Origin of the sequence: Pantoea sp. SO10 (assembly GCF_005281435.1) — a bacterium.
Classification (GTDB): Bacteria; Pseudomonadota; Gammaproteobacteria; order Enterobacterales; family Enterobacteriaceae; genus Pantoea; species Pantoea leporis.
This window is the reverse complement of sequence record NZ_CP040096.1, coordinates 447023-467883: the sequence shown is the minus strand read 5'-3', so window position 1 is coordinate 467883 and position 20861 is coordinate 447023. Positions and strand designations below refer to the sequence as shown.

The window sequence follows — 20861 nt, the reverse complement described above, 5'->3', positions numbered from 1 at the left end:
TAGTGCTAACGCTGTGAGAACCTTAATGCTCAATGCCCACCAGCAACAAATTCTGCGCTTACTTATTGCGTCGCATGGCATGAGCCGCACCGTGCTTGCGGAAAAAATGAAATTAAGCAAAGCCGCAATTAGCACGCTGGTGAAAGAGATGCTGCAGGCCGGATTGCTGGAAGAGAGTATTCCGGAATCCAGCGGCCAGGGTCGCCCATCGGTGTTATTAAAAATGCGTGCCGACAGCGCCTATTTTCTTGGTGCCTCGCTGCTGGACGAACGCGTGGTATTAGTGCTGATTGATATGCACGGCCGCACGCTGGCCGCCACCCAGATGCCGTTGAATCTCGATCCACCGCAGCTGGCAAAAACCATTGCGGCGGCGATCCCGGACCTGATTGCGCAGAAATCAATTACGCAGGATCAGCTGATTGGTCTGGGCGTGACGCTTTCCGGCTTTGTCGATGAACATCAGGCGATTTGCGTGCAGTCGGCGCTGCTGGGCTGGAAGAACGTGCCGCTGGCGGAACTGCTAAAACAGCAAACCGGGCTGGAAGTGTCGTTAGAGAACGATGCCAAAGCGCTGGCGGTGAGCGAGAAGATTTTCGGCGTGGCAAAAAAGACGCGCAACTTCACCCTGATCTCGCACGGTGACGGCATTGGATCGGCGCATTTCTTTCAGGGCCAACTACATCGGGGCGCACACGGCGCTGCCGGTGAAATCGCCCACTGCACCATCGAGCCCGGCGGACGTCCCTGCCGCTGCGGCAAACGCGGCTGCCTCGATACGCTGGCCTCGTTAACCGCCATCCGCGAAAGCGTGCGTGATAAAGCGCTGGAGTGTGAATCGATTACCGAACTGGAAGCGCTGGCGGTGAAAGGTAACAGCGCGGCGATTGCCATTTTGCATCAGGCCGGTCATGCGCTGGGCTTATCCATCGCCAATATTATCCAGATGAACGATCCCGAGTTGATTGTGATTGCGCATCAGCCCAATGCGTTTGATGGATTGCTTAAAACCGTGGTGATGCAGGCCATCGACAGCCATGTGCTGCCGTCGATTATCGGCAAAACACCGATCGCCAGCATGGTGATCAACGAAGAGAGCTGGGCCAGAGCCGCAGCCAGTGTGGCGGCGTATCGTTTTATCATTCACTTACCCGACTAGCGGAGGCTGCTATGCGCATTGCTTTTGGTGGCATTCATACTGAGTGCAGTACTTATAATCCGGTGCTGAATTATGCCGACGACTTCCGCATCGTGCGCGGGGATGAACTGACCACCAATCCTTATTTCGCCTTTTTGCAGGATTATGATGCCGAGTTTCTGCCGACCTTCCACGCGCGCGCCATCGCCGGTGGTCCGGTGGCGCGCGTCACCTACGACGATTTTAAGCAGGATTTCCTGACGCGCCTCGCGGCACATTTGCCGGTGGATGGCGTTTATCTCGCGATGCACGGTGCGGTTTATGTTGAAGGTATGGAAGATGCCGAAGGCGACTGGATCAGCGCCACGCGCGAGCTGGTCGGCGCGGAGTGCCCGATCACCGTCAGCTACGATCTGCACGGCAACGTTACGCAATGCATCATCGATGCCATCGATATGTTCTCGACCTATCGCACTGCGCCGCACATTGATGTGGAAGAGACCATGCGCCGCTCGGTATCGATGCTGGTGAAAAGCCTGCAAACCGGCGTCAAACCCGGCGTGGTGTGGGCGCCGATTCCGGTGGTGTTACCCGGTGAACGCACCAGCACCGAAGATGAACCCGCCAAAAGTTTGTATGCCCGTTTGCCCGCGATAAACCAGCTGGAGCATATCTGGGATGCGTCGCTGATGGTCGGTTACGTCTGGGCCGATGAACCGCGCGCTACCGCCGCCGCGATCATGACCGGCACCGATGCCGATGTGCTGGCGGAACAGGCGGCTAAACTGGCGCTGGCTTACTGGCAGGCGCGCGATGAATTCAGTTTTGGCTGCGTCACCGGCAGCATTGAAGAGTGCGTCAGCATGGCCATCGCCAGCGAAACTGCGCCGGTGATTCTGGCTGATTCTGGGGATAATCCCACCGGCGGTGGCGTCGGCGATCGCGCGGATGTGTTGGCGGAACTGATTCGCCAGGGTGCGCAGCAGGTGATCGTGGCTGGTATCACCGATAAACCGGCCACTGACGCGGCCTTTGCTGCTGGCGTTGGCGCAAGCTTAACGCTGAATGTCGGCGCATCACTCGATCCGGCCGGCGGCAAAGTGCAGGCCGAATTTGTGGTGAAACATCTCAGCGATGATGCGCGTTCGCTGGCGAAACAGGCGCTGCTGCAAACCGGCGGCATTACGCTGGTGGTGGCCGACCGTCGCCGTCCTTATCACAACCTGGCGGATTTCGCCCTGCTCGGCCTCGATCCCGCAGCGGCCAAAATCGTGGTAGTGAAGTCCGGTTATCTGTCGCCGGAGCTGGCACCCCTGGCCAATCCCAACCTGATGGCGCTGTCGGAAGGCGTGGTTGATCAATATGTGGAACGCTTAACTCGCAAGCGCAAATTGCAGCCCGCCTATCCGTTCGATACCGATTTCACTTATCTGCCGGTTAGCCACTTATCGGCACGCTTTATGGCAGCGAAATGAACGCGCCCGCTTCAGCAGTCGAACCGGTGCTGCGCATCGAAAATCTGACCGTCGCCTTTCGCGTTGAGGATCACTGGCGCGAGGTGGTAAAGAACCTGTCGCTCACCGTTAATGCCGGTGAAACGCTGGCGATTGTCGGTGAATCCGGTTCGGGGAAAAGCGTCACCTCGATGGCGATCATGCGCTTACTCAACATGCGCCACGCGCGCGTCAGCGGCAAAGTGCTGCTGAACGGCGTCGATCTGCTGACGCTGAGCGAATCCGCCATGCGTGACATTCGCGGCAATGCGGTGGCGATGATTTTTCAGGAGCCGATGACCAGCCTGAATCCGTCGTTCACCATCGGCAATCAAATTGCTGAAGCGCTGATCAATCACCGCAAAATCAGTAAACGCGTCGCGCGTGAAGAGACCATTCGGCTGCTGGAGAAAGTGCGTATTCCCAACGCGGCGAAACGCTTCAATGATTATCCGCACCACTTTTCCGGCGGCATGCGCCAGCGCGTGATGATTGCGATGGCGCTGGCGCTGCGGCCAAAACTGCTGATTGCCGATGAACCGACCACTGCGCTGGACGTCACCATTCAGGGGCAGATTCTTGACCTGATCAAGACGTTGCAGGAAGAGGAAGGCACGGCGGTGCTGTTTATCACCCACGATATGGGCGTGGTGGCAGAGGTGTCGGATCGCACGCTGGTGATGTATCAAGGCGATGTGATGGAAACCGGCACCACCGCCGCGATTTTTTCCGCGCCCGCTGCGGATTACACCCGCACGCTGATTGCGACCGTGCCGCAGCTTGGTGCGATGCGCGGCATTACTGGACCGCGTAAGTTTTCCTTTGACCAGCGCGACGCATCTGAGACCAACGCTGTATCGACATCGCAGCAGCCGCTGCTGTCGGTTAAAAATCTCAGCACCCGCTTCAGCATCCACGAAGGCGTATTCAGCCGCAAAACCGGCGCGGTACATGCGGTGGAGAACATCTCATTTGATCTAATGCCGGGCGAAACCTTGTCGCTGGTTGGTGAATCGGGCTGTGGAAAATCCACCACCGGACGTTCACTGACGCGCCTCGTCACACCCGACGCGGGTGAAGTGGCCTTTGATGGTTACGACGTACTGAATCTTTCTGTTCATGAGCTGCGCACTTTGCGCCGCGCCATGCAGATGATTTTTCAGGATCCGTTTGCCAGCCTCAATCCGCGCATGTCGGTGCTGGAAGCGCTGACCGAGCCTTTTCTGCAACATCGTTTAGGCAGCAAAACCGAGGCGCGCACGAAAGCCGCCTCGCTGATGGAGCGCGTCGGGTTATCCGCTGACATGATGAAACGCTATCCGCACGAATTTTCCGGCGGCCAGCGCCAGCGTATCTGCATCGCTCGCGCGCTGATGCTCGATCCGAAAATGATCATCGCCGATGAATCGGTGTCGGCGCTGGATGTCACGGTGAAAGCGCAAATCATCAATTTGCTGCTCGACCTGCAACAGAGCCTCGGCTTGTCGTATCTGTTTATTTCCCACGATATGGCGGTGGTTGAGCGCATCAGTCATCGCGTGGCGGTGATGCTGCTGGGTGAAATCGTCGAGATCGGCCCGCGCGCGGCAATATTTGAAAATCCGCAGCATGATTACACGCGCAAATTACTGTCGTCGGTGCCGGTGCCCGATCCGGCGCGACGTCATGTGAAGCGCCAGATTGACATCAGCGAGCTGAAAAGCCCGGTGCGTGCATTGGGATTTGTGCCCGAAGCGCGACGTTATCGTGAGGTGAGTGAGGGGCATTGGGTAATGGAATGACTGCTTTTTACAAAGCGTACACGCTGTAGCGGCGCGATTTATTACGCATGAAGTTTATGCACCAATGCGCGATATATCGCGCCGCTACGATTTGTGCGGCTCTAAACTATCATCCCAAATCCAACATCTTCCCGCCGCTAAAACTCCAGTCTTCGGGCTGGGTTTGCTGGATGATGATCATTAAATCATTGGGATCGAGATTGAGCCGCTGTTGCAGCCGTTCACTCAACACCCGATAGGTTGCCCGCTTCTGTTCCGCGCTGCGCGGTTTGCCTGCCACGATGTTCAGCAAAACATAGCGATCGCTACGACCACCGCTGAGATAATGGCGATCGTAGATAAAGCGCGGCGCCGCCAGCGATTCAATCACCTGAATGCGTTGCTGCCCGCGGCGGGAAATATGGGCATCGCACTGTGTCAGCACAATGCAGCAGATGGTGCGCAGCAGATGCTGGCGCAGCTTACGCGGCGTGCGGTGGCAGGCTATATTCATCACAGTGAGGTTGGAACGGCTTAGATGCGTTGTGCTAGCGGGTAAAACATCCATTGCTGGCCAGTTTCTGTCCTGCTCGTTAAAGTTAAATACAACCTTCTGCCGCTATTTTTCAGGCAGAAGGTTTTTCACACATTATTCTTTCATGCATAACAAGCAATATACCGCTCGGCTGTTGGGATAATGCGTGTGGAAATATTGCCAGGCATGGTCAGGAGAATAAAATGATCCCATGAACACACGATTATCATAGGCAGGAGCCAGGCGGCAACTATCGCGGTGTAGATTGCAGCACCCTTCTGTATCTGCCTGACTAAAGACATAAAAATCCGTGATGCTTAAGTTCATCCGCTACTCCTCATGGGCAGAGATAAATACTAATTAATAAAAATCTTTAAAATCGCCCGTTGCGGATACTATTTGTACACTTTTTAGTAATCAGCCCAAAATGGGCCATAAAATAATTATAGTCTTCGTGGAGTCGGCTGTCTTTAATTAAAAATAAACTTATTTAAGCCGAACGTAATAAAAGAGTAATTTAATAACTATTATTTAACCCTTTTTGTCGCTGCGCTTAATAGGGCCAGTATTTACTGTTAACGGCGGTCATCACTTATAAATTCGCGCTAAGATTTATCTTAAAAAAATGAAATTCATTTCTGGTCAATTAAACTTAAGTAAACTTAAATTAAACCACCGGAGATAATATCATGCTCAGTTATACTATCCGTATCGAATTGAAAGAACCCACCGCTGGCGCGCAAATTGAATTGCTCTATGCGATGCTTGAGAATGGTTTCGCGCGTAGCTTGGTGTGCGAGAAAGGCTACACTTATGTGTTACCCACCAATGAATACGTTTATGTAGGCAGCGAGAATATAAGGAGTTTAACCGACCGGGTGGTGACTTTGGTGAGCGAGTTCAGTGAGGATCCTTCGGTGATGATTACTCAATCCGCCGCAAGGTGCTGGTCAGGTTTACGCGGCGTAAACCTCGCTTAATAGCGAAGATAAACGCCCTCTGCCCACTACGAAGGCGTTTATCCTTTAATTTAAATAAACTTAAAATATAATTAATTAGCCCGGATAAATACCGCGATCTTTACGTGCCAGTAAAATACGTTCGCAGGCAACGATATAAGCGGCAGTGCGCAGCGAGCAGCGCTTTTCGGCGGCCTTGTCCCAAACGTGAACCATGGCTTCGGTCATGATGCGGTCCATACGCTGGTTAATCTCATCTTCGCTCCAGAAGAAACTCGCCATATCCTGCACCCATTCGAAGTAACTCACCGTTACCCCGCCAGCGTTACAGATTACGTCTGGCACCACCTGCACGCCGCGACTCGCGAGCATATCATCTGCATCCGGATAAGTTGGGCCGTTTGCCCCTTCCAATACCAGTTTGGCACTAATAACTTCTGCGCGCTCGCGGGTAATTTGTCCTTCCAGCGCCGCCGGGATCAGAATATCCATGGCGGTGGTCCAGAACTGCTCTCTGTCGATCTCTCGCGCGCCAGGGAAGCCAGCAATCTGTTTATGTTCGATCTGCCATGCAGTCAACGCGGCTAAGTCAATACCGCCTTCATTGAGTAAGGTTGCGGTGTGATCCTGAATCACCACCACACGCGCACCGGCTTCGGCGAACAGACGCGCGGCTTCGCTACCGACATTACCAAAGCCCTGCAGCGCCACGCGTGCGCCTTCAATGGTGATATTGGAGCGTTGTGCCACTTCCCGACCGGTAATAAATACGCCACGCCCCGTCGCTTTCTCACGCCCTAACGAGCCGCCAAGATGGATCGGTTTACCGGTGACCACACCGGTGATGGTGGTGCCGTGATTCATGGAGTAGGTATCCATCATCCACGCCATCACTTTGCCATTGGTGCCGACATCGGGTGCGGGAATATCTTTCTGCGGGCCAATAATCAAGCCGATTTCACTGGTGTAGCGGCGGGTTAATCGCTCCAGTTCACCTTCAGACAGCGAGTGCGGATCGACACGGATGCCGCCTTTGGCGCCGCCATAAGGCAGGTTAACCGCCGCACACTTGATGGTCATCCAGGCGGATAGCGCCATCACTTCATTCAGGTCGACAGCAGGATGGTAACGCACGCCCCCTTTGCCCGGCCCGCGTGAGAGATTGTGCTGTACGCGATAGCCTTCGAAGTGGCGAATCGAGCCGTCATCCATCTGCACCGGGATGTCGACAATCAGTGCTCTTTTGGGGTGACGCAGGGTTTCTATCCAGCGAGACAATTCACCAAGATGAGGCGCAACACGGTCAATTTGGCTCAGGTAGGTAGTCCAGGGAGATGTACTGCTTTCAGAAGCGTAAGATAACTTTTCCATGAGAAGCCTGTAGGTTCAGAGTTATTTATATTGAAAAGACGTGGAAAGGTAATGCATTGCACTAGACGGAAAGTAATTTAACACCTTTTCAGACAAGCGGGTCAGGCCAAATAAGAGGGGTTTAACTTTTTCGACACAAAAATGCCTGAATAAATGAATAACTAAGCATTAAAAAAGAGCCACATATGGCGCATATCCATGCATTAATTATGCACTTAATTGCATAAATTTTGATTTTATCCCTATTTTTCAGTTCTTTGATGGTCATCAAAAAGTGAATAAACTGTTATTTTTCCGCATTGACTTTGTTAACACTCGCCACCACGATGAGTAAAACCCAGCTGGAAACCTCCATCATGAATTAGCGTTTTATTAATTTCGCTTTTCTTTCATCTATTTAAACGTGCCTCTTTAAGGTTCAACCCATATTTGCCATTGATGCTTGCGGGCAGGCATCGTCATGCGTCTTTTCGCCAGACTGAAGGAATCATTGTGTCTAACAAACCTACACAAGGGCAGATTCAGCCTGCTCGGGCTCACGACGCCCCGCAAAAACTGCAGCGAGGGCTGAGCGAACGCCATATTCAGATGATCGCGCTGGGCGGATCGATCGGTACCGGGCTGTTTATGGGCGCGGGACGCAATATTGCGGTAGCCGGAACCTCGATATTAATCATCTACCTATTAGTGGGTTTTTTTAGCTATATGGTGATGCGGGCAATGGGGGAAGTGCTGCTTAGCCGGCTCGACTATCGCTCTTTTGCCGATTTTGTCAGTGATTATCTCGGCCCCAAAGCCAGCTTCTTTCTCGGTTGGTCGTACTGGCTAAGTTGGGTGGTGACCTGCATCGCCGATGTGGTGGTATGCGGCGCGTATATGCAGTATTGGTTCCCGGAAATGTCGGCGTGGATACCCGCGTTATTTACCCTCGGTATTTTGTGTCTGTTTAACATGTTGTCGGTGAAGGCTTTTGGTGAAGCTGAATTCTGGTTTGCGCTGATCAAAGTGATCACCATCATCGCGCTGATCATCACCGGCGGATGGATGGTATTTACCGGCTGGACCTCGCCGGATGGCGTTAAAGCCTCGGTGCACAACCTCACCGATCCTGCGGTGTTCATGCCGCATGGCATCACCGGTTTTCTGGCTGGTTTCCAGATCGCGATTTTCTCTTACACCGGCATTGAGCTGCTCGGCACCATGACGGCAGAGACGCGCGACCCCGAGAAAATTTTGCCGCGCGCGATCAACTCCCTGCCGCTGCGAATCGTGATTTTCTACATGCTCTCGATGATGGTGATCATCGCGGTGACGTCCTGGCAAGGGGTATCGCCGGATACCAGCCCGTTCGTGACGCTGTTTGCCAAAGCCGGCTTGCCTGCGGCGGCAGCGATCATTAATTTCGTCGCACTCACCTCGGCGATGTCTTCCGCCAATAGCGGCGTCTACTCCAGCACCCGCATGTTATACGGCTTGTCCGTCGAGAAGCATGCCCACTGGCAGTTTCGTATTCTTTCACGTACCACGCGTATCCCGCTGCGCAGCCTGCTGTTCTCCTGCTTCTGCATGCTGAGCGGCACCTTGCTGCTGTTCCTGGTGCCGAATGTGACAACACTGTTCACCATCGTTTCGACGCTGGCCGCCATTCTGGTGATCTATTGCTGGGGTATGATTCTGGTCTCTTATCTGGTGTACCGCCGGCAGCGTCCGGATCTGCATCAAAAATCCAAATTTAAGATGCCCGGCGGCAGGATGATGGCGTGGGCGACGCTGATGTTCTTCCTGTTTTCGGTAGTGATCATGATATTTGATTCCGACACGCTCGCCGCGCTAGCCGCTTCGCCGGTGTGGTTCATTGCGCTGTGGCTTTGCTGGAAGATGAAGGAGAAGCGGAAAACGGCAGTGAAGGTAGCGGCATGATTAGGCCGCTACTTCATCAACACGTTAAACTGTGGATTGAACTCGTCGAAAATCGGCAGCGCGGCGGCACCCAGCGCGGCGGTATCGCTGCCGGTCATACCGATCTTTACGCGTGTTCCGGTGAGGTAGCGACCGCGCACTGACTGATAGAGCGGCGGCAGGCGACGCATGATTTTATCCAGCAGCACCGCAGGCATCATGCCGCCGATTATCACGCTCTCGGCATCGAAGATGCATTCCAGCAGGTTAATCGCCTGACGCAGCGGCGTTAACACGCTATCGATCCATTTATCGAACAGCGCCGGATCGACTTCCAGCAAATCTTCCGGCAAAGCGGTCATCGGATCGAGCCCGCAAAACTCGTACGCCGCCTGCAGTGAAACATAGCGTTCTAAACAGCCGTGATTGCCGCAGTAACATTCGCGTCCGCCCGGCTCCACCACCACATGCCCGACTTCGCCGGCGTTATGCGCATGGCCGCTATAGACGTGGCCATCCATGATGATGCCCGCGCCTAAACCGGTGCCGATGTAGAGATAGACAAACGAATTGAGCTGACGCGCGACGCCATGAAAGCGCTCACCAATTGCTGCCACCGTGGCATCGTTTTCCAACGTCACCGGCACGCCGCTCATCGCGGCGAGTTTGGCTTCGATATCCACCTGTTCCCAGCCGTGCAGCGTGGTCGGCCCCATTGAAGAGATGCCCTCAACACCAAACGGACCGGGCATCACCACGCCAATGCCCAGCACTTTCTGCCAGCGATCGCCCAGCTGCGTTTTAATTTCGCTGAGCACGTCGGCGATGCGCGCTAATGTGGCATCCGGCTGGGGCTTTTGTACCAGAATCAGGCGGCGAAAATGAATTTCGCCGGTGAGATCCACCAGCACAATCAGCAGCGTTTGGTGATCAAGATGGATGCCGATCGAAAAGGCGCTGGCGGGATTAAGCGTCACCGGAATTGCCGGTTGCCCGCGTCCTTGTTTGCGCGGCGCGCGGCTGGTGAGCAGTTCGGCCTGCTCCAGCTCCGCCACAATATTCGACACGGTTTGCGGCGTCAGGGCGGTGAGACGAGCCAGCTCGGCGCGGGTCAATTCGCCGTGCAGGCGAATGGCTTCAATGATCACGCGGCGATTGTGCGCCCGTGCGTGTTCCAGATTGGTTCCCGACGTTTTCACCTTGCTCCCTTCCCTTTCGTCACCTGCGCTGCGAATAGCCGCATCAATATCTCTGATCGCACACACATTTTACAACCCTTTCGGGCAGGTGAATGGTTGAGGCAGGGATGTCGATAATTTTAACTCTTGGTGACCATCCCAACGGTTATTTGATAAAAAACCAACCTGACACGGCTACCAGGCCAATTAACAACGATGCGAAAACCGCGCCTGTTACGAATGAATGAGTTGTCGTCTGCTCTTCCTTACGGATGTCTATAAATCTGGCCAGCGCGCGCTTTACATTCGCGGCATTTAATTCTTCAAACTGCTTTTCAAAGCCCTTTTCTGTAAGGTCGGAAGCTCCTGCAATATCCCTTCTTTCCAGCGCGGTGATGTGGTTACCCTTTTTAAAAAAACAGTATTCCGGCATGAGATCCTCCGAGGACAAAATTGAAGTCTAAAATAACTTATCGGAACCGGTACGACCGCGTATGTAAGTCCGGTCAGTGCCCAAAGCAACTTAGGTAAAAATTTCGCCCAAATATAATTATGACTTGAAGATGCAGCAAGGCATTAGTCAACGCGCGAAGAGCCACAGAGTAAGCTTGCCTAAGGCTGTTTTCACACGGAGTCGAACGAAAAGAATTCAAACAATGCGGGGCCCAGATTAAATAAGAGCCCCAATGTAAATGAAAATATTAAACCTGGAACGCTTCAACCATGCCTCGTAACGCATGTGCCTGAGCAGAAAGCTCTTGCGACGCAGAGGAGGACTCTTCAACCAATGCAGCATTGTTCTGTGTTACGCCATCCATTTGGCTGACGGCAATGCTGACCTGTGAAATTCCCTGCATTTGTTCAGAAGAAGCCAGAGATATCTCGTCCATCGCATCCGCGAGTTCACCTACCATGCTGACGATTTTCATGATGCTCTGCCCGGTTCCAGTCGCCACGTTCACACCACTTTCCACCTGCCCTACGGCCTGCTCAATGAGTTGTTTGATATCCCGTGCAGCAGTCGCACTTCGTTGTGCTAACGTTCTGACTTCACCGGCAACCACGGCAAATCCCCTTCCTTCTTCACCGGCGCGAGCAGCTTCAACGGCGGCATTGAGTGCAAGAATATTGGTCTGGAAGGCAATGCTTTCAATGACGGAAGTAATATCCCTCACTTTTGTCGCGCTGAGAGAAATCTCGTTCATCGTATCCGACATTTTCTGCACATCCGCCTCACCAGCTCGCGCCAGCTCTGCTGTCCCACGTGCAACTTGTGCCGTCTGCTGTGCACCTGCAGTATTACTTTTCACCGTTGCCGTGAGTTGCTCCATACTCGCGGCCGTTTCCTGAAGCGCAGCGGCCTGCTGTTCAGTACGCGATGAAAGTTCAGTGTTGCCTTTTGATATCTCATCAGCGGCTAAAGCAACGGATCCAGCCGAGTCTTTAATTTGTGATACCAGTCCACGTAAACTCTCCTGCATACGATCTAACGATGCCAGTAGGCTGTGTTTATCGTTACGGCGCAAGGTTATTGAGGTTGTCAGATTCCCCGCGGCGATGGCTGCCGCCAGTGCCTGTGCCTGGGCGGGCTCGCCGCCTAGCTGACGCATCAGTACACGTACGATTAAATAACCGGTCACCACAGAAATAATCACCGAGAGCGCCGCCATTATTAATAAAATAAACGCTGTACGTGTCGTGGATGCACTGTTCTCAGCCATCGTATCCTTGCTGAGTGTCATTTCGATGTTTGTTAGCGCATCCAGCGATCCCATTAATGCCTGTTGCGCCGGTCGCGCCGTTTTCATGAGGTAAACCGTTGCTTCCTGCTGACGGTTATCGAGTCCCATCTGCCCTGCGATCATTAATGTCTCCATCGCGGCGCTCTCAGAGGCAACAACTTTTTCAAGAGCCTCCTTCCCGTGAGAGGAAACATTGATCCTCATGCTATCCACCAGCTCACGGCGCTTCTCAATATAATTTTTCTGCTGCGAGATTAATCTTTGCCATTCAGGCTGCATTTCTACGGGATCGCTCAGTAAAGCCAGGTTGCGAACGGCAATGGCCATATCTCGAGCAATTCCCCGCATATCCTGAACCAGCGTAAAGCGCTTCATCTTGTTATTGACCGTATCTTCCATCCCATCCCGCGCCTGCCATAATGCGTTCAGAGCAATCCCCGTGCACAATACGAAAAGAATAATGAGCAGACTGAAACCCGCAGCCAGACGTGTAGATATTTTCATTTATAATTCTCTAAAAGTTCAAGATGCTTTGCCGAAGAAGAGGAATTATAGACAGTGAAATTAACCCTGCCTGCGCGACAAATTAATAAGGGCTTCACTCAAATTCATCACGCACGGAAAATATAAGAACTGCTTGAGTTATCACGGATTACTTAAGTTAAATTTGGCATTTTTAAATGCTTTGGATTAATTTAACTCCGTAAATAACTCAATTTAAATTAACCTTTATTTTAGGGAAAATATTTTTATTTTTTTAGTTACATTATTTTAAAAACGAAGCGTGTTTTAAAAACACGCTTACTTCGAGAAAATTTAACTCATGTTACGCTCTTACCATTACTCAGATTGGATTGAAAAGGAAACGACAGCTTCCTGTAATACCAGCAAACGCCATAATCATGCTGAAAGTCTGGTCTATTTTGCCCTAACCGTGGTAACGGCGACCGGCATGCCCTCCTCTGGCCAACTTCATCACATACTTGAAGATCATGCTAAATGGAAAAGAAGTTGAGCGCCGAAGAGAGCATGTGAAACGGGCTTGCTTAATCTCACATTGGCAGCGTATCAGGTTGGAAAAATTGATATGATCCATCACGTCGTGCTTTAGCCTGATACATCGCTGTATCGGCATTTTCAAATAAGGTTTTTACCGTTTTTGTCCCAAATCGTGCCAGGCTGATGCCAATCGATGCGCCGATCTTTACTTCCACGCCATTGATAGCAAAAGGATCTTTCAGGCCGTCTATGAGGCGCAGTGCAATAGCGGCTGCAGCATCATGACTACTGCACTTTGCTGCCACGACAAACTCGTCTCCTCCCTGGCGTGCTAACGAGTCGCCCTGGCGCATGCAACTTTGTAGCCGTTCGCTTACCTGCTGCAGCAACATATCCCCTATTGCGTGCCCCATCGAATCGTTAACTGCTTTGAATCCATTCAGATCGATAAACAGGACAGTCGTATACGCAGGATCTTCTACGTGCGTAAGCATGGATTGCACTTTGTCGTTGATCCAGGCTCGGTTTGGCAGTCCGGTTAAGGTGTCGCGGGTCGCGAGCAGCTCAAGCATCAACATCTTTTCTTTATCACGGGTGATGTCACGCGAAACCAGCACTGCTCCGATATTTTTACCTGTAGAGGGATCGCTTACGCCGCAGGCCTTAGTGCCAAGTGTAATGTAGTGACCGTTACGATGCCTTTTACGCACCTCGACGACGTCTGGTAACTCAGCACCGTTGAAGATATTTGCCAGAACTGCCGCAGCAGGCTTTTGATCGTCGATATGCAGGAAGTCCACCACCAGCTGGCCCACCATTTCATCGGCTGACCAGCCTATCATTTCGCTATACGAAGGAGAGATCGAAACGTACCGGCCATCCGCATCACAGTGGGCGATCAGATCAGTACTGTTTTCAATCAACAAACGATATTCTGTCGCCGTGCGCAGCGCGTCCTGAAGGGCTTTGCGCTGTCCGGTAACATCTAAAACGAAGCCGCTAAACTGTGAATGAGAATCACCTGGTTGGCATGCCGGCAGACCTGAAACAATCACATGGCGCATCGTTCCATCCAGACACTTGATCGGCACTTCTATATTAAAAGGCGTCTTAAACTCTAATGCCGCTGTCAGCTGCATCGCGATTTTTGCATCTTCCTCTACCAGCGCGAGGCTTAGCCACTCACAAAGCGTTATGCCTTTAAGTAGTGGCAATAAGCCTTCAGGGCTTTCCTGGCTGGCAATGCAAATGCCATGTGCATCCGTCGACCAAACGGCAGAAAGTGTAGGTTTGATCGCGATATTCATGCTGGTGATTCCGTTGTTTGCCGATGATGCTGAACACATTTATTTCTGCTGCTAAAACCCATCAGGTGCTAAAAAAGTGCCTGATAATGATAACGTCATGCTTTCCATCGCAGCACTGCCAGAGCCTGTTATGAGGCATCTTAGGGCCGCAAGAGCTGATCTCTTTTTATCGGCTGATGAGTTCAGGATCTTTAGTGACCCGCATTAAACATCGCCGATCTCGACACGGCGTTTCGCTTCGTGCTTTTTACCGAGCAGGTATTATCCAGCGACATCTGATGTTCATGCCATACGCTTGGGCGCGACTGAAAATGCATAGGCAATATTCACCGCTCCGTCTTCAGTCGGGCAAATATAGGTGAGTATTGAGTCATCACACTTTGCTTTCTTCTCATCGCTCTCAGAGCTGTAAACACATGACCTGCTTCGTGGTTAAAGTGGATCGTGCAGTGTGCATGTCGGCTTTGTGCCAAGAGCGGACATAATCGGTGCACAGTGACGTGGTTTAGGACGGTTTTTTAGTTACCGTGACATTTTAGTCGGTCCTGTTCCAGCCACTGCACACCGATGGTGTGGAGGATTAAACGGACTTGCCCGGCAGAATAATCACACCTTTCTGCGTAAGCGCTCCTCTTCTACCAGCGCCTTCCACTGCTGGAAGGACGGCCTTGCCTGCATGCGCTCATACCATTCGCGTAACGCGGCGCACTCTGAAGGTACCTGCAGGTTCACTAACGCAGAGAAAATCATCCCTCCGATTACCGCTATATCCGCCATTGAGAAGTTCTCACCGGCTACATAAGGTTGTTTCTGCAGAACGCGGTCAAAATAATGCATCCCGCGGACCGCCTTGTCCCGCATCCGGTTGCCCCACTCAGGGTTCTGATAGAGTTCAACCTCAGGGCCTAAACCCGGAGTGGCGTGATGGAAATACACGCTCACTGCATCAAGGAACTCAATTTCAGCGCGCTTGGTCATCATATGGATGACGCCCTGTTCCACCGGAGTGGTGCCCGTCAGAGAACGTGGTGCACTCAGAGTGTCCAGATACTGCGTGATGGCCGTACACTCTGCGATGAGCGTACCGTCATCAAGCTCCAGAACGGGAAGCGTGCCAGAGTAGTTGATGGCAAGAAATTCGTTTTTCTTGTGTTCGCCCGTCCATAAGTTAACAGGCACAAACTCTGTATCAGAAAGCAGTCCTTTCTCCGCAAGTGCAATGCGAACGCGTGCGGGATAAGGGCCGTCATACCAGTCGTAAATTTTCATCAGCGGATAATTCCTTTGTGTGATTGAGTTCAGGTCAAAGCAATAAAAACTAACTAACGGTAGGTAGTTATGCAGCTAAGATTGAGGCAGTTTCGGGTGACTGTCAATACCTACCTTACGATTGTTAGTTTTTTTTATCGATCTTTCCGGGACGCCCCTGATTCGATTAAGGGGTTCAGTTCAGGAGGAGTACTGTTGTTGCGATAGCACGACAAGCCGCGAGTATGCCCGGTGAGGCGCCTGAGTTAACTTGCCCGCCTGTGCGGCAGAGGGGGGCCAGCCGTTTTATGCCAGACCGCAGCGCGCTCGTATGGATTTTCTGAAAGAGGTTCAGGCAGCGCCAGCTGAAGCGGACGACCGCCTGGTTTTTACTGCGGTAGCAGACCCGCAAGCCTGTAGCCCTCAATGAGCTCATCAAACAGCTGAATATTGTTACGGCTTCTGGCCATCAGCTGCGCGCCGGCAACGGCAGAAAAAATGGAGCCGGCACGGACTCTGCTCTCTCCTGGCTCGGCAATACCGGCCTCATGCAGCTGCCCTGCCAGCCAGCCGATGTTGATGTCAGCAAACTTTTGCACCTCATCCCTGACCGGTTGCGGCAGATCATCGTACTCAGCCGACATAAAGCTCCCCATACAGAGCCGGTTCCCGCTCTCGAGAGATCGGCGAAATATCTGTGGGTAGCGGCGCAGACTTTTCAGCGCATCACCTTCACTTTCCCTCATCATTTCAAGGTCACGTGCGGTGTCCTCCCAGTAACGCCGGGCTACCGCTGCACCCAGCTCGGCCTTGCTGGGGAAGTGGTAGTAAACGCTGGCAGCCTTAATTCCCACCTCGTCGGCCAGTCCGCGTATGTTCAGGCCGGTGTAGCCGTGCGCCTGCGCCGCCAGCCGGGCTGCGTTAAGAATTTCGTCACGGGATGTTTTGCTCATAATTTCTCTTCTCCGGTAGCTGAGGTATCAATTCTAACATTTGTTAGGTAGGTATTGACAGCCTGATTTAACAGGTCTAGATTTCACCTACCAACCGTTAGTTAGTTAGTTTATCAAATCGAGGGTTTATCATGAGCAACGAAATTTATTATTCAGACGCTACCGACCTGGCCACCATGATACGTAACCGCGACGTTTCGCCGGTTGAAGTGATGCAGGCGCATCTCGATCGCATCGCAGCCACCAACCCGGACGTCAACGCGATAGTCACGCTCTCAGAAGACGCACTGAAACAGGCCGAAGCGGCAGAGGCCGCCGTGATGAAGGGTGAAAAACTTGGCCCCCTTCACGGCGTTCCCTTCACCGTAAAGGATTCCATCGATACTGCCGGCGTGCTGACTCAGCGTGGTTCACCCATCTTCAAAGGTCGCCTGCCGGATGCAGACGCGACCAGCGTGGCGCGCCTTAAAAAAGCGGGCGGGATCGTGCTGGCAAAAACCAACCTGCCGGAATTTTCATACTGGATTGAAAGCGACAATCTGCTGTCCGGCCGCTCTAACAATCCCTGGGACCTGACCCGCACGCCCGGCGGCTCAAGTGGCGGCGAATCTGCTGCAATAGCCGCAGGCATGTCCCCGCTGGGGCTGGGAACGGACCTGGCCATTTCAGTGCGTGGACCCGCCGCGCAGACAGGCATCACCTCAATGAAAGCCACCCACGGAAGCGTGCCCATGACAGGCATCTGGCCGCGCGCGCCGCGTCGCTTCTGGCATGTCGGCCCAATGGCCCGCTCGGTACGCGATATTGCGCTGGCCTTCTCTCAGCTTTCCGGACCTGATGGCCATGATGCGTTCTCCAGCGCCGCTCCACTGCATTCCGGCGGTCTGCCGACGGTGCCGTCACGTCCTTTACGAATTGGCTGGATGACAGGCCCGGGCTTCGGTCCGGTTGATCCGGAAGTCGCAGCGGTAGTTAAGGCGGCAGCGGATGCGCTGAAAGAGCCTGGCGTTGTGGTGGAGCACGTCGGCATTCCCGCGCTGGAGCAGGATTTTGCGCTGGACGTCTTCAACCGTCTGCACGTTATGGAGATGAAGCCGGCTTTTGCAGCGGCAACGGCCGGTCGCCGCCCCGATGAAATCTATAAAATGGCAAAAACCATGCTGTCACTGCCTGATACGCCGATGTCGGACTTCATTGATGCGGAGCAGGCCGCCGAAAGGTTGCGTGATGGATTTGCGGAATACTTTTCACGTTACGACGCGCTTATTATGCACGTACTCCCCATCCCGGCCCACAAACACGGCGCAGACAGGTTTGTTATCGACGGTCAGAGCGTCGATGCCACCTATCTGCAGGGCGCCACGGTTCCACTGAACGTAACCGGCCTGCCGGGGATCGCGCTGCCGTTCGGTAAGAGTCGTGAGGGGTTGCCCATCAACGTGCAGATTGTAGGTAAATGGCATGATGAACACGTTATTCTCCATATTGCTTCTCTGCTCGAAGCAGTGAGCCCCGTTAAAGGTTCTCATCCGTCACTGTGAATATGGCCATGCCCCACGATAACTGTGGGGCATGTGAAATAGTTGCTCAGTGTGCAATAGCGAGATTGATCAGCATGTCCGATATTCACTCATAGCAGACCTCAAGACATTGCAAACTGGCGCCCCTTTTGCCGCGGTTGTAGCAATCAGAAGGCAGGCAAGCCTGCCTCATTTTCACTTTAATGGGATTCAACAGCCTGCGGAGTGACAACGTCGCGTGACCGCAGCGTGATACGTACCGGCGCAGATTTATACGATGGCGTACCGCTCTCCTTGTCGATGTAATCCAGCGGGATCAGGACGTTAGCCTCCGGATAATAGGCTCCAATCGATCCTTGTGAGATGGCATAGCGAATCACCGTCATGGATTCCAGACGCATACGGTATCCCGGCACTGCTGACTCCAGATCCACAACATCCCCGTGCTCAAGCCCCAGACGTTCCAGATCAAAGTCACACATAAACAGGACATCACGGCGGCCGAATACTCCGCGGTAGCGATCATCCATGGCGTAAATCGTCGTGTTGTATTGATCGTGACTGCGAAGTGTAATCAGACGTAGCACGTCGTCGCCCGGCACCGTCAAGTCTTCATGCGTGCCTTGATAAAGCGAAAACATCGCTTTACCGCTCGGGGTCGGCCAGATGCGATCCCGCGGCGGCAGTGGCATCTGAAAACCACCGGGTTGGCGAATGCGGGCATTGTAATCATTGAATCCGGGTATGGTTTTTTCGATCAGGTCGCGGATGAGATCGTAATCGGCTACCAACTCATTCCAGTTAACCCGCGTTCTCGGCAGAGCCGCGCTGGCCATCCCGGCAACAATGGCCGGTTCAGAACGCAGCAGCGGCGACGCTGGCTTCAACTTTCCGGAAGAGGCGTGCACCATCGACATAGAATCTTCAACAGTGATCGACTGGCGATTGCCAGACTGCTCATCCAGTTCGGTGCGGCCAAGGCACGGCAGCAGTAGTGTCTCTTTCCCGGTCAGAAGATGAGTGCGGTTCAACTTGGTCGCGATGTGAACACTGAGTTCAAGTTCACGCATCGCCGGAAAGGTCACGTCTGAATCGGGCAGCGCCACGGCAAAATTTCCTCCGAGGCAAATGAGCGCCTTCGCCTGCTTATCGACTATCGCTTTCATCGCCTGCACCGCATCATGACCATGATGCGACGGTGGTGTAAATCCAAACACGTTTTCCAGCTTATTGAGAAAATCGGACGACGGTTTCTCAGTGATCCCCACAGTACGGTTACCCTGCACGTTGGAGTGGCCTCGTAACGGACAAACGCCTGCGCCGGGTTTACCTATATTGCCTCGCATTAGCAGCAGATTGACCAACAGGCGCACATTATCCGTACCGCGGTTGTGCTGTGTAATGCCCATACCATACGTCAGGATAGTGGCATTCGATTTGACGTAAGCTTCAGCGACGCGCCTGAGATCTGCCTGCTTCAGGCCTGAGTCTTGCTCGATTAATGCCCAGGATGTGGCTTCGATGTCCGCCGCGAAGCGCTCAAACCCTTCTGTGTGCTCGCGGATAAAGGCATGATCCAGTGCCGTACCGGTTTCAGCCTCAATCGCCAGCACCGCTTTGGCGATACCTTTAAGCGCAGCCGAATCACCACCGGCACGGACCAAATAATACGTTGACGCGATATCGATTGAGCTGTTGGTTGCCATCTCCATGACATTCTGCGGGTCGGCAAAACGCTCAAGCGCGCGTTCGCGCAGCGGATTAAACACGATAATCGGTACGTTACGGCGCGCCAGCTCGTGCAGCGTTCCCATCATGCGCGGATGATTGGTTCCTGGATTATGACCCATTGAGAGAATAAGCTCTGCGCTATCGAAATCGTCCAGTGATACGGTGCCCTTACCGATCCCAATCGACTGAGGCAAACCTACGCTGGTTGCCTCGTGGCACATATTTGAACAATCAGGAAAATTGTTAGTGCCATACTCCCGGGCAAAAAGCTGGAACAAATAGGCCGCCTCGTTTGATGCGCGACCGGAGGTATAGAACTCAACCTCATCTGGCGGCAGTGCAGCTAACTTATTAGCAATACGCGTAAAAGCCTCTTCCCAGCTCACTTCGATGAAGGTGTCGCTTGCTGCATCATAGCGCAGCGGCGTGGTTAACCTGCCGTATCCCTCCAGCTCATAATCGGAACGCTGTAGCAGCGACGTAATAGTGTTTTCGGCAAGAAATGCCGGCGTAACGCGCTTGGTGGTTGCTTCCCATGTGACCGCCTTAGCGCCATTTTCACAGAACTGGAAGGTTGAACCATGATCCTTATCCGGCCAGGCACATCCGGGGCAATCAAACCCATCGGGCTGATTAGTGCGCATCAGCGTAGGCGGCGCTTTTAAGGTATCCATTTGGTTTTTAACGGCTATTGCGGTTGCCTTAAGTGCTCCCCAGCCGCCTGCCGGGCCATCATAGGGGTGTACGCCTGGTACTGTGCGATGATTTTTTTTGCTCATACAAATTCGGCTCACGTGAATGTAATTTATGATGCTGCAGCCCCCTGTGGAGGTTGCTTAACGTAACAGCGATATGTGCAGGTGTTACCTGAGCCTGAATATCCCTTCATCCACTGGTGTTATGGATAGTTTGAAGGTAGCAAAAAAAAACAGATCTCCCACGCTGGTTATCAATTGGTTACTTTTTAAATTCATTCCTTTATCTGGCTAGCAAAGAGTAACGACCGGAATTTCGATCTATCCACTCAT

The 20861-nt window shown here is 52.9% G+C and carries 16 protein-coding genes; 6 read left to right on the top strand and 10 right to left on the bottom strand.

What is annotated here, in order from left to right; all coding sequences use genetic code 11:
- Positions 1–25: 25 nt before the first annotated feature.
- Genes FCN45_RS21655 through FCN45_RS21645 form a run of 3 tightly spaced genes read left to right on the top strand, consistent with a single transcriptional unit; the run spans position 26 to position 4412 of the window.
- Positions 26–1159, top strand: a complete 1134-nt coding sequence (locus FCN45_RS21655) for an ROK family transcriptional regulator (protein WP_137387227.1) — start codon at positions 26–28, stop codon at positions 1157–1159.
- Between the two features lie 11 nt (positions 1160–1170).
- Positions 1171–2613: a M81 family metallopeptidase gene (locus FCN45_RS21650; protein WP_137387226.1), complete on the top strand. Its 1443-nt coding sequence runs from the start codon at positions 1171–1173 to the stop codon at positions 2611–2613.
- Complete coding sequence (locus FCN45_RS21645) at positions 2610–4412, top strand: ABC transporter ATP-binding protein (RefSeq protein WP_101761058.1); 1803 nt, start codon at positions 2610–2612, stop codon at positions 4410–4412. Before FCN45_RS21650 ends, FCN45_RS21645 begins: the two co-directional genes overlap by 4 nt.
- Positions 4413–4521: 109 nt before the next feature.
- Here the strand turns inward: FCN45_RS21645 and FCN45_RS23780 are convergent, their stop codons facing one another.
- Together FCN45_RS23780 and FCN45_RS21630 are read right to left on the bottom strand one after the other, a co-directional pair.
- Positions 4522–4959 (bottom strand): tautomerase family protein, encoded by a 438-nt coding sequence (locus tag FCN45_RS23780; RefSeq protein ID WP_246862569.1) that lies wholly within the window; start codon positions 4957–4959, stop codon positions 4522–4524.
- An 81-nt stretch (positions 4960–5040) separates the two neighbouring features.
- Entirely contained in the window at positions 5041–5253 is a 213-nt protein-coding gene (locus tag FCN45_RS21630) for a hypothetical protein (RefSeq protein WP_137387224.1), read from the bottom strand.
- Positions 5254–5615: 362 nt separating this feature from the next.
- Here FCN45_RS21630 and FCN45_RS21625 point away from each other — a divergent pair, with 362 nt between their 5' ends.
- Positions 5616–5906 carry a hypothetical protein gene (locus FCN45_RS21625; RefSeq protein WP_101761060.1) on the top strand — a complete coding sequence of 97 codons (291 nt, stop codon included), beginning with the start codon at positions 5616–5618 and terminating at the stop codon, positions 5904–5906.
- 75 nt (positions 5907–5981) lie between these two features.
- On the opposite strand, the gene FCN45_RS21620 is transcribed toward FCN45_RS21625, so the two are convergent.
- Positions 5982–7256, bottom strand: a complete 1275-nt coding sequence (locus tag FCN45_RS21620; RefSeq protein WP_110866711.1) for a Glu/Leu/Phe/Val dehydrogenase — start codon at positions 7254–7256, stop codon at positions 5982–5984.
- A 492-nt stretch (positions 7257–7748) separates the two neighbouring features.
- On the opposite strand from FCN45_RS21620, the gene FCN45_RS21615 reads away from it, so the two are divergent.
- Positions 7749–9176, top strand: a complete 1428-nt coding sequence (locus tag FCN45_RS21615) for an amino acid permease (protein WP_137387223.1) — start codon at positions 7749–7751, stop codon at positions 9174–9176.
- Between the two features lie 8 nt (positions 9177–9184).
- Here the strand turns inward: FCN45_RS21615 and FCN45_RS21610 are convergent, their stop codons facing one another.
- From FCN45_RS21610 to FCN45_RS21585, 6 genes are all read right to left on the bottom strand, one after another.
- Entirely contained in the window at positions 9185–10354 is a 1170-nt protein-coding gene (locus tag FCN45_RS21610) for an ROK family transcriptional regulator (protein WP_137387222.1), read from the bottom strand.
- A 145-nt stretch (positions 10355–10499) separates the two neighbouring features.
- Positions 10500–10766, bottom strand: coding sequence for a hypothetical protein (locus tag FCN45_RS21605; protein WP_137387221.1), 267 nt, complete (start codon positions 10764–10766; stop codon positions 10500–10502).
- 268 nt (positions 10767–11034) lie between these two features.
- Positions 11035–12579, bottom strand: a complete 1545-nt coding sequence (locus FCN45_RS21600; protein ID WP_110866706.1) for a methyl-accepting chemotaxis protein — start codon at positions 12577–12579, stop codon at positions 11035–11037.
- Positions 12580–13127: 548 nt separating this feature from the next.
- Entirely contained in the window at positions 13128–14381 is a 1254-nt protein-coding gene (locus FCN45_RS21595; RefSeq protein WP_137387220.1) for a sensor domain-containing diguanylate cyclase, read from the bottom strand.
- 606 nt (positions 14382–14987) lie between these two features.
- Entirely contained in the window at positions 14988–15650 is a 663-nt protein-coding gene (locus FCN45_RS21590; RefSeq protein WP_137387219.1) for a glutathione S-transferase, read from the bottom strand.
- A 368-nt stretch (positions 15651–16018) separates the two neighbouring features.
- Entirely contained in the window at positions 16019–16582 is a 564-nt protein-coding gene (locus FCN45_RS21585; protein ID WP_137387218.1) for a TetR/AcrR family transcriptional regulator, read from the bottom strand.
- A gap of 131 nt (positions 16583–16713) precedes the next feature.
- Between FCN45_RS21585 and FCN45_RS21580 the strand changes: the two genes are divergently transcribed.
- Complete coding sequence (locus FCN45_RS21580; RefSeq protein ID WP_137387217.1) at positions 16714–18123, top strand: amidase; 1410 nt, start codon at positions 16714–16716, stop codon at positions 18121–18123.
- A 179-nt stretch (positions 18124–18302) separates the two neighbouring features.
- Here the strand turns inward: FCN45_RS21580 and FCN45_RS21575 are convergent, their stop codons facing one another.
- The gene (locus FCN45_RS21575) at positions 18303–20612 is read right to left on the bottom strand and encodes an FdhF/YdeP family oxidoreductase (RefSeq protein ID WP_137387216.1); all 2310 of its coding nucleotides are present in this window, start codon (positions 20610–20612) and stop codon (positions 18303–18305) included.
- Positions 20613–20861: the final 249 nt, after the last annotated feature.

Bases quoted from the DNA above. Each gene is read 5' to 3' on its own strand.
- FCN45_RS21595 (WP_137387220.1), bottom strand. From the start codon at position 14,381: ATGAATATCGCGATCAAACCTACACTTTCTGCCGTTTGGTCGACGGAT.
- FCN45_RS21620 (WP_110866711.1), bottom strand. From the start codon at position 7,256: ATGGAAAAGTTATCTTACGCTTCTGAAAGCAGTACATCTCCCTGGACT.
- FCN45_RS21625 (WP_101761060.1), top strand. From the start codon at position 5,616: ATGCTCAGTTATACTATCCGTATCGAATTGAAAGAACCCACCGCTGGC.
- FCN45_RS21600 (WP_110866706.1), bottom strand. From the start codon at position 12,579: ATGAAAATATCTACACGTCTGGCTGCGGGTTTCAGTCTGCTCATTATT.
- FCN45_RS21585 (WP_137387218.1), bottom strand. From the start codon at position 16,582: ATGAGCAAAACATCCCGTGACGAAATTCTTAACGCAGCCCGGCTGGCG.
- FCN45_RS21605 (WP_137387221.1), bottom strand. From the start codon at position 10,766: ATGCCGGAATACTGTTTTTTTAAAAAGGGTAACCACATCACCGCGCTG.
- FCN45_RS23780 (WP_246862569.1), bottom strand. From the start codon at position 4,959: ATGGATGTTTTACCCGCTAGCACAACGCATCTAAGCCGTTCCAACCTC.
- FCN45_RS21650 (WP_137387226.1), top strand. From the start codon at position 1,171: ATGCGCATTGCTTTTGGTGGCATTCATACTGAGTGCAGTACTTATAAT.
- FCN45_RS21630 (WP_137387224.1), bottom strand. From the start codon at position 5,253: ATGAACTTAAGCATCACGGATTTTTATGTCTTTAGTCAGGCAGATACA.
- FCN45_RS21580 (WP_137387217.1), top strand. From the start codon at position 16,714: ATGAGCAACGAAATTTATTATTCAGACGCTACCGACCTGGCCACCATG.
- FCN45_RS21590 (WP_137387219.1), bottom strand. From the start codon at position 15,650: ATGAAAATTTACGACTGGTATGACGGCCCTTATCCCGCACGCGTTCGC.
- FCN45_RS21655 (WP_137387227.1), top strand. From the start codon at position 26: ATGCTCAATGCCCACCAGCAACAAATTCTGCGCTTACTTATTGCGTCG.
- FCN45_RS21575 (WP_137387216.1), bottom strand. From the start codon at position 20,612: ATGAGCAAAAAAAATCATCGCACAGTACCAGGCGTACACCCCTATGAT.
- FCN45_RS21645 (WP_101761058.1), top strand. From the start codon at position 2,610: ATGAACGCGCCCGCTTCAGCAGTCGAACCGGTGCTGCGCATCGAAAAT.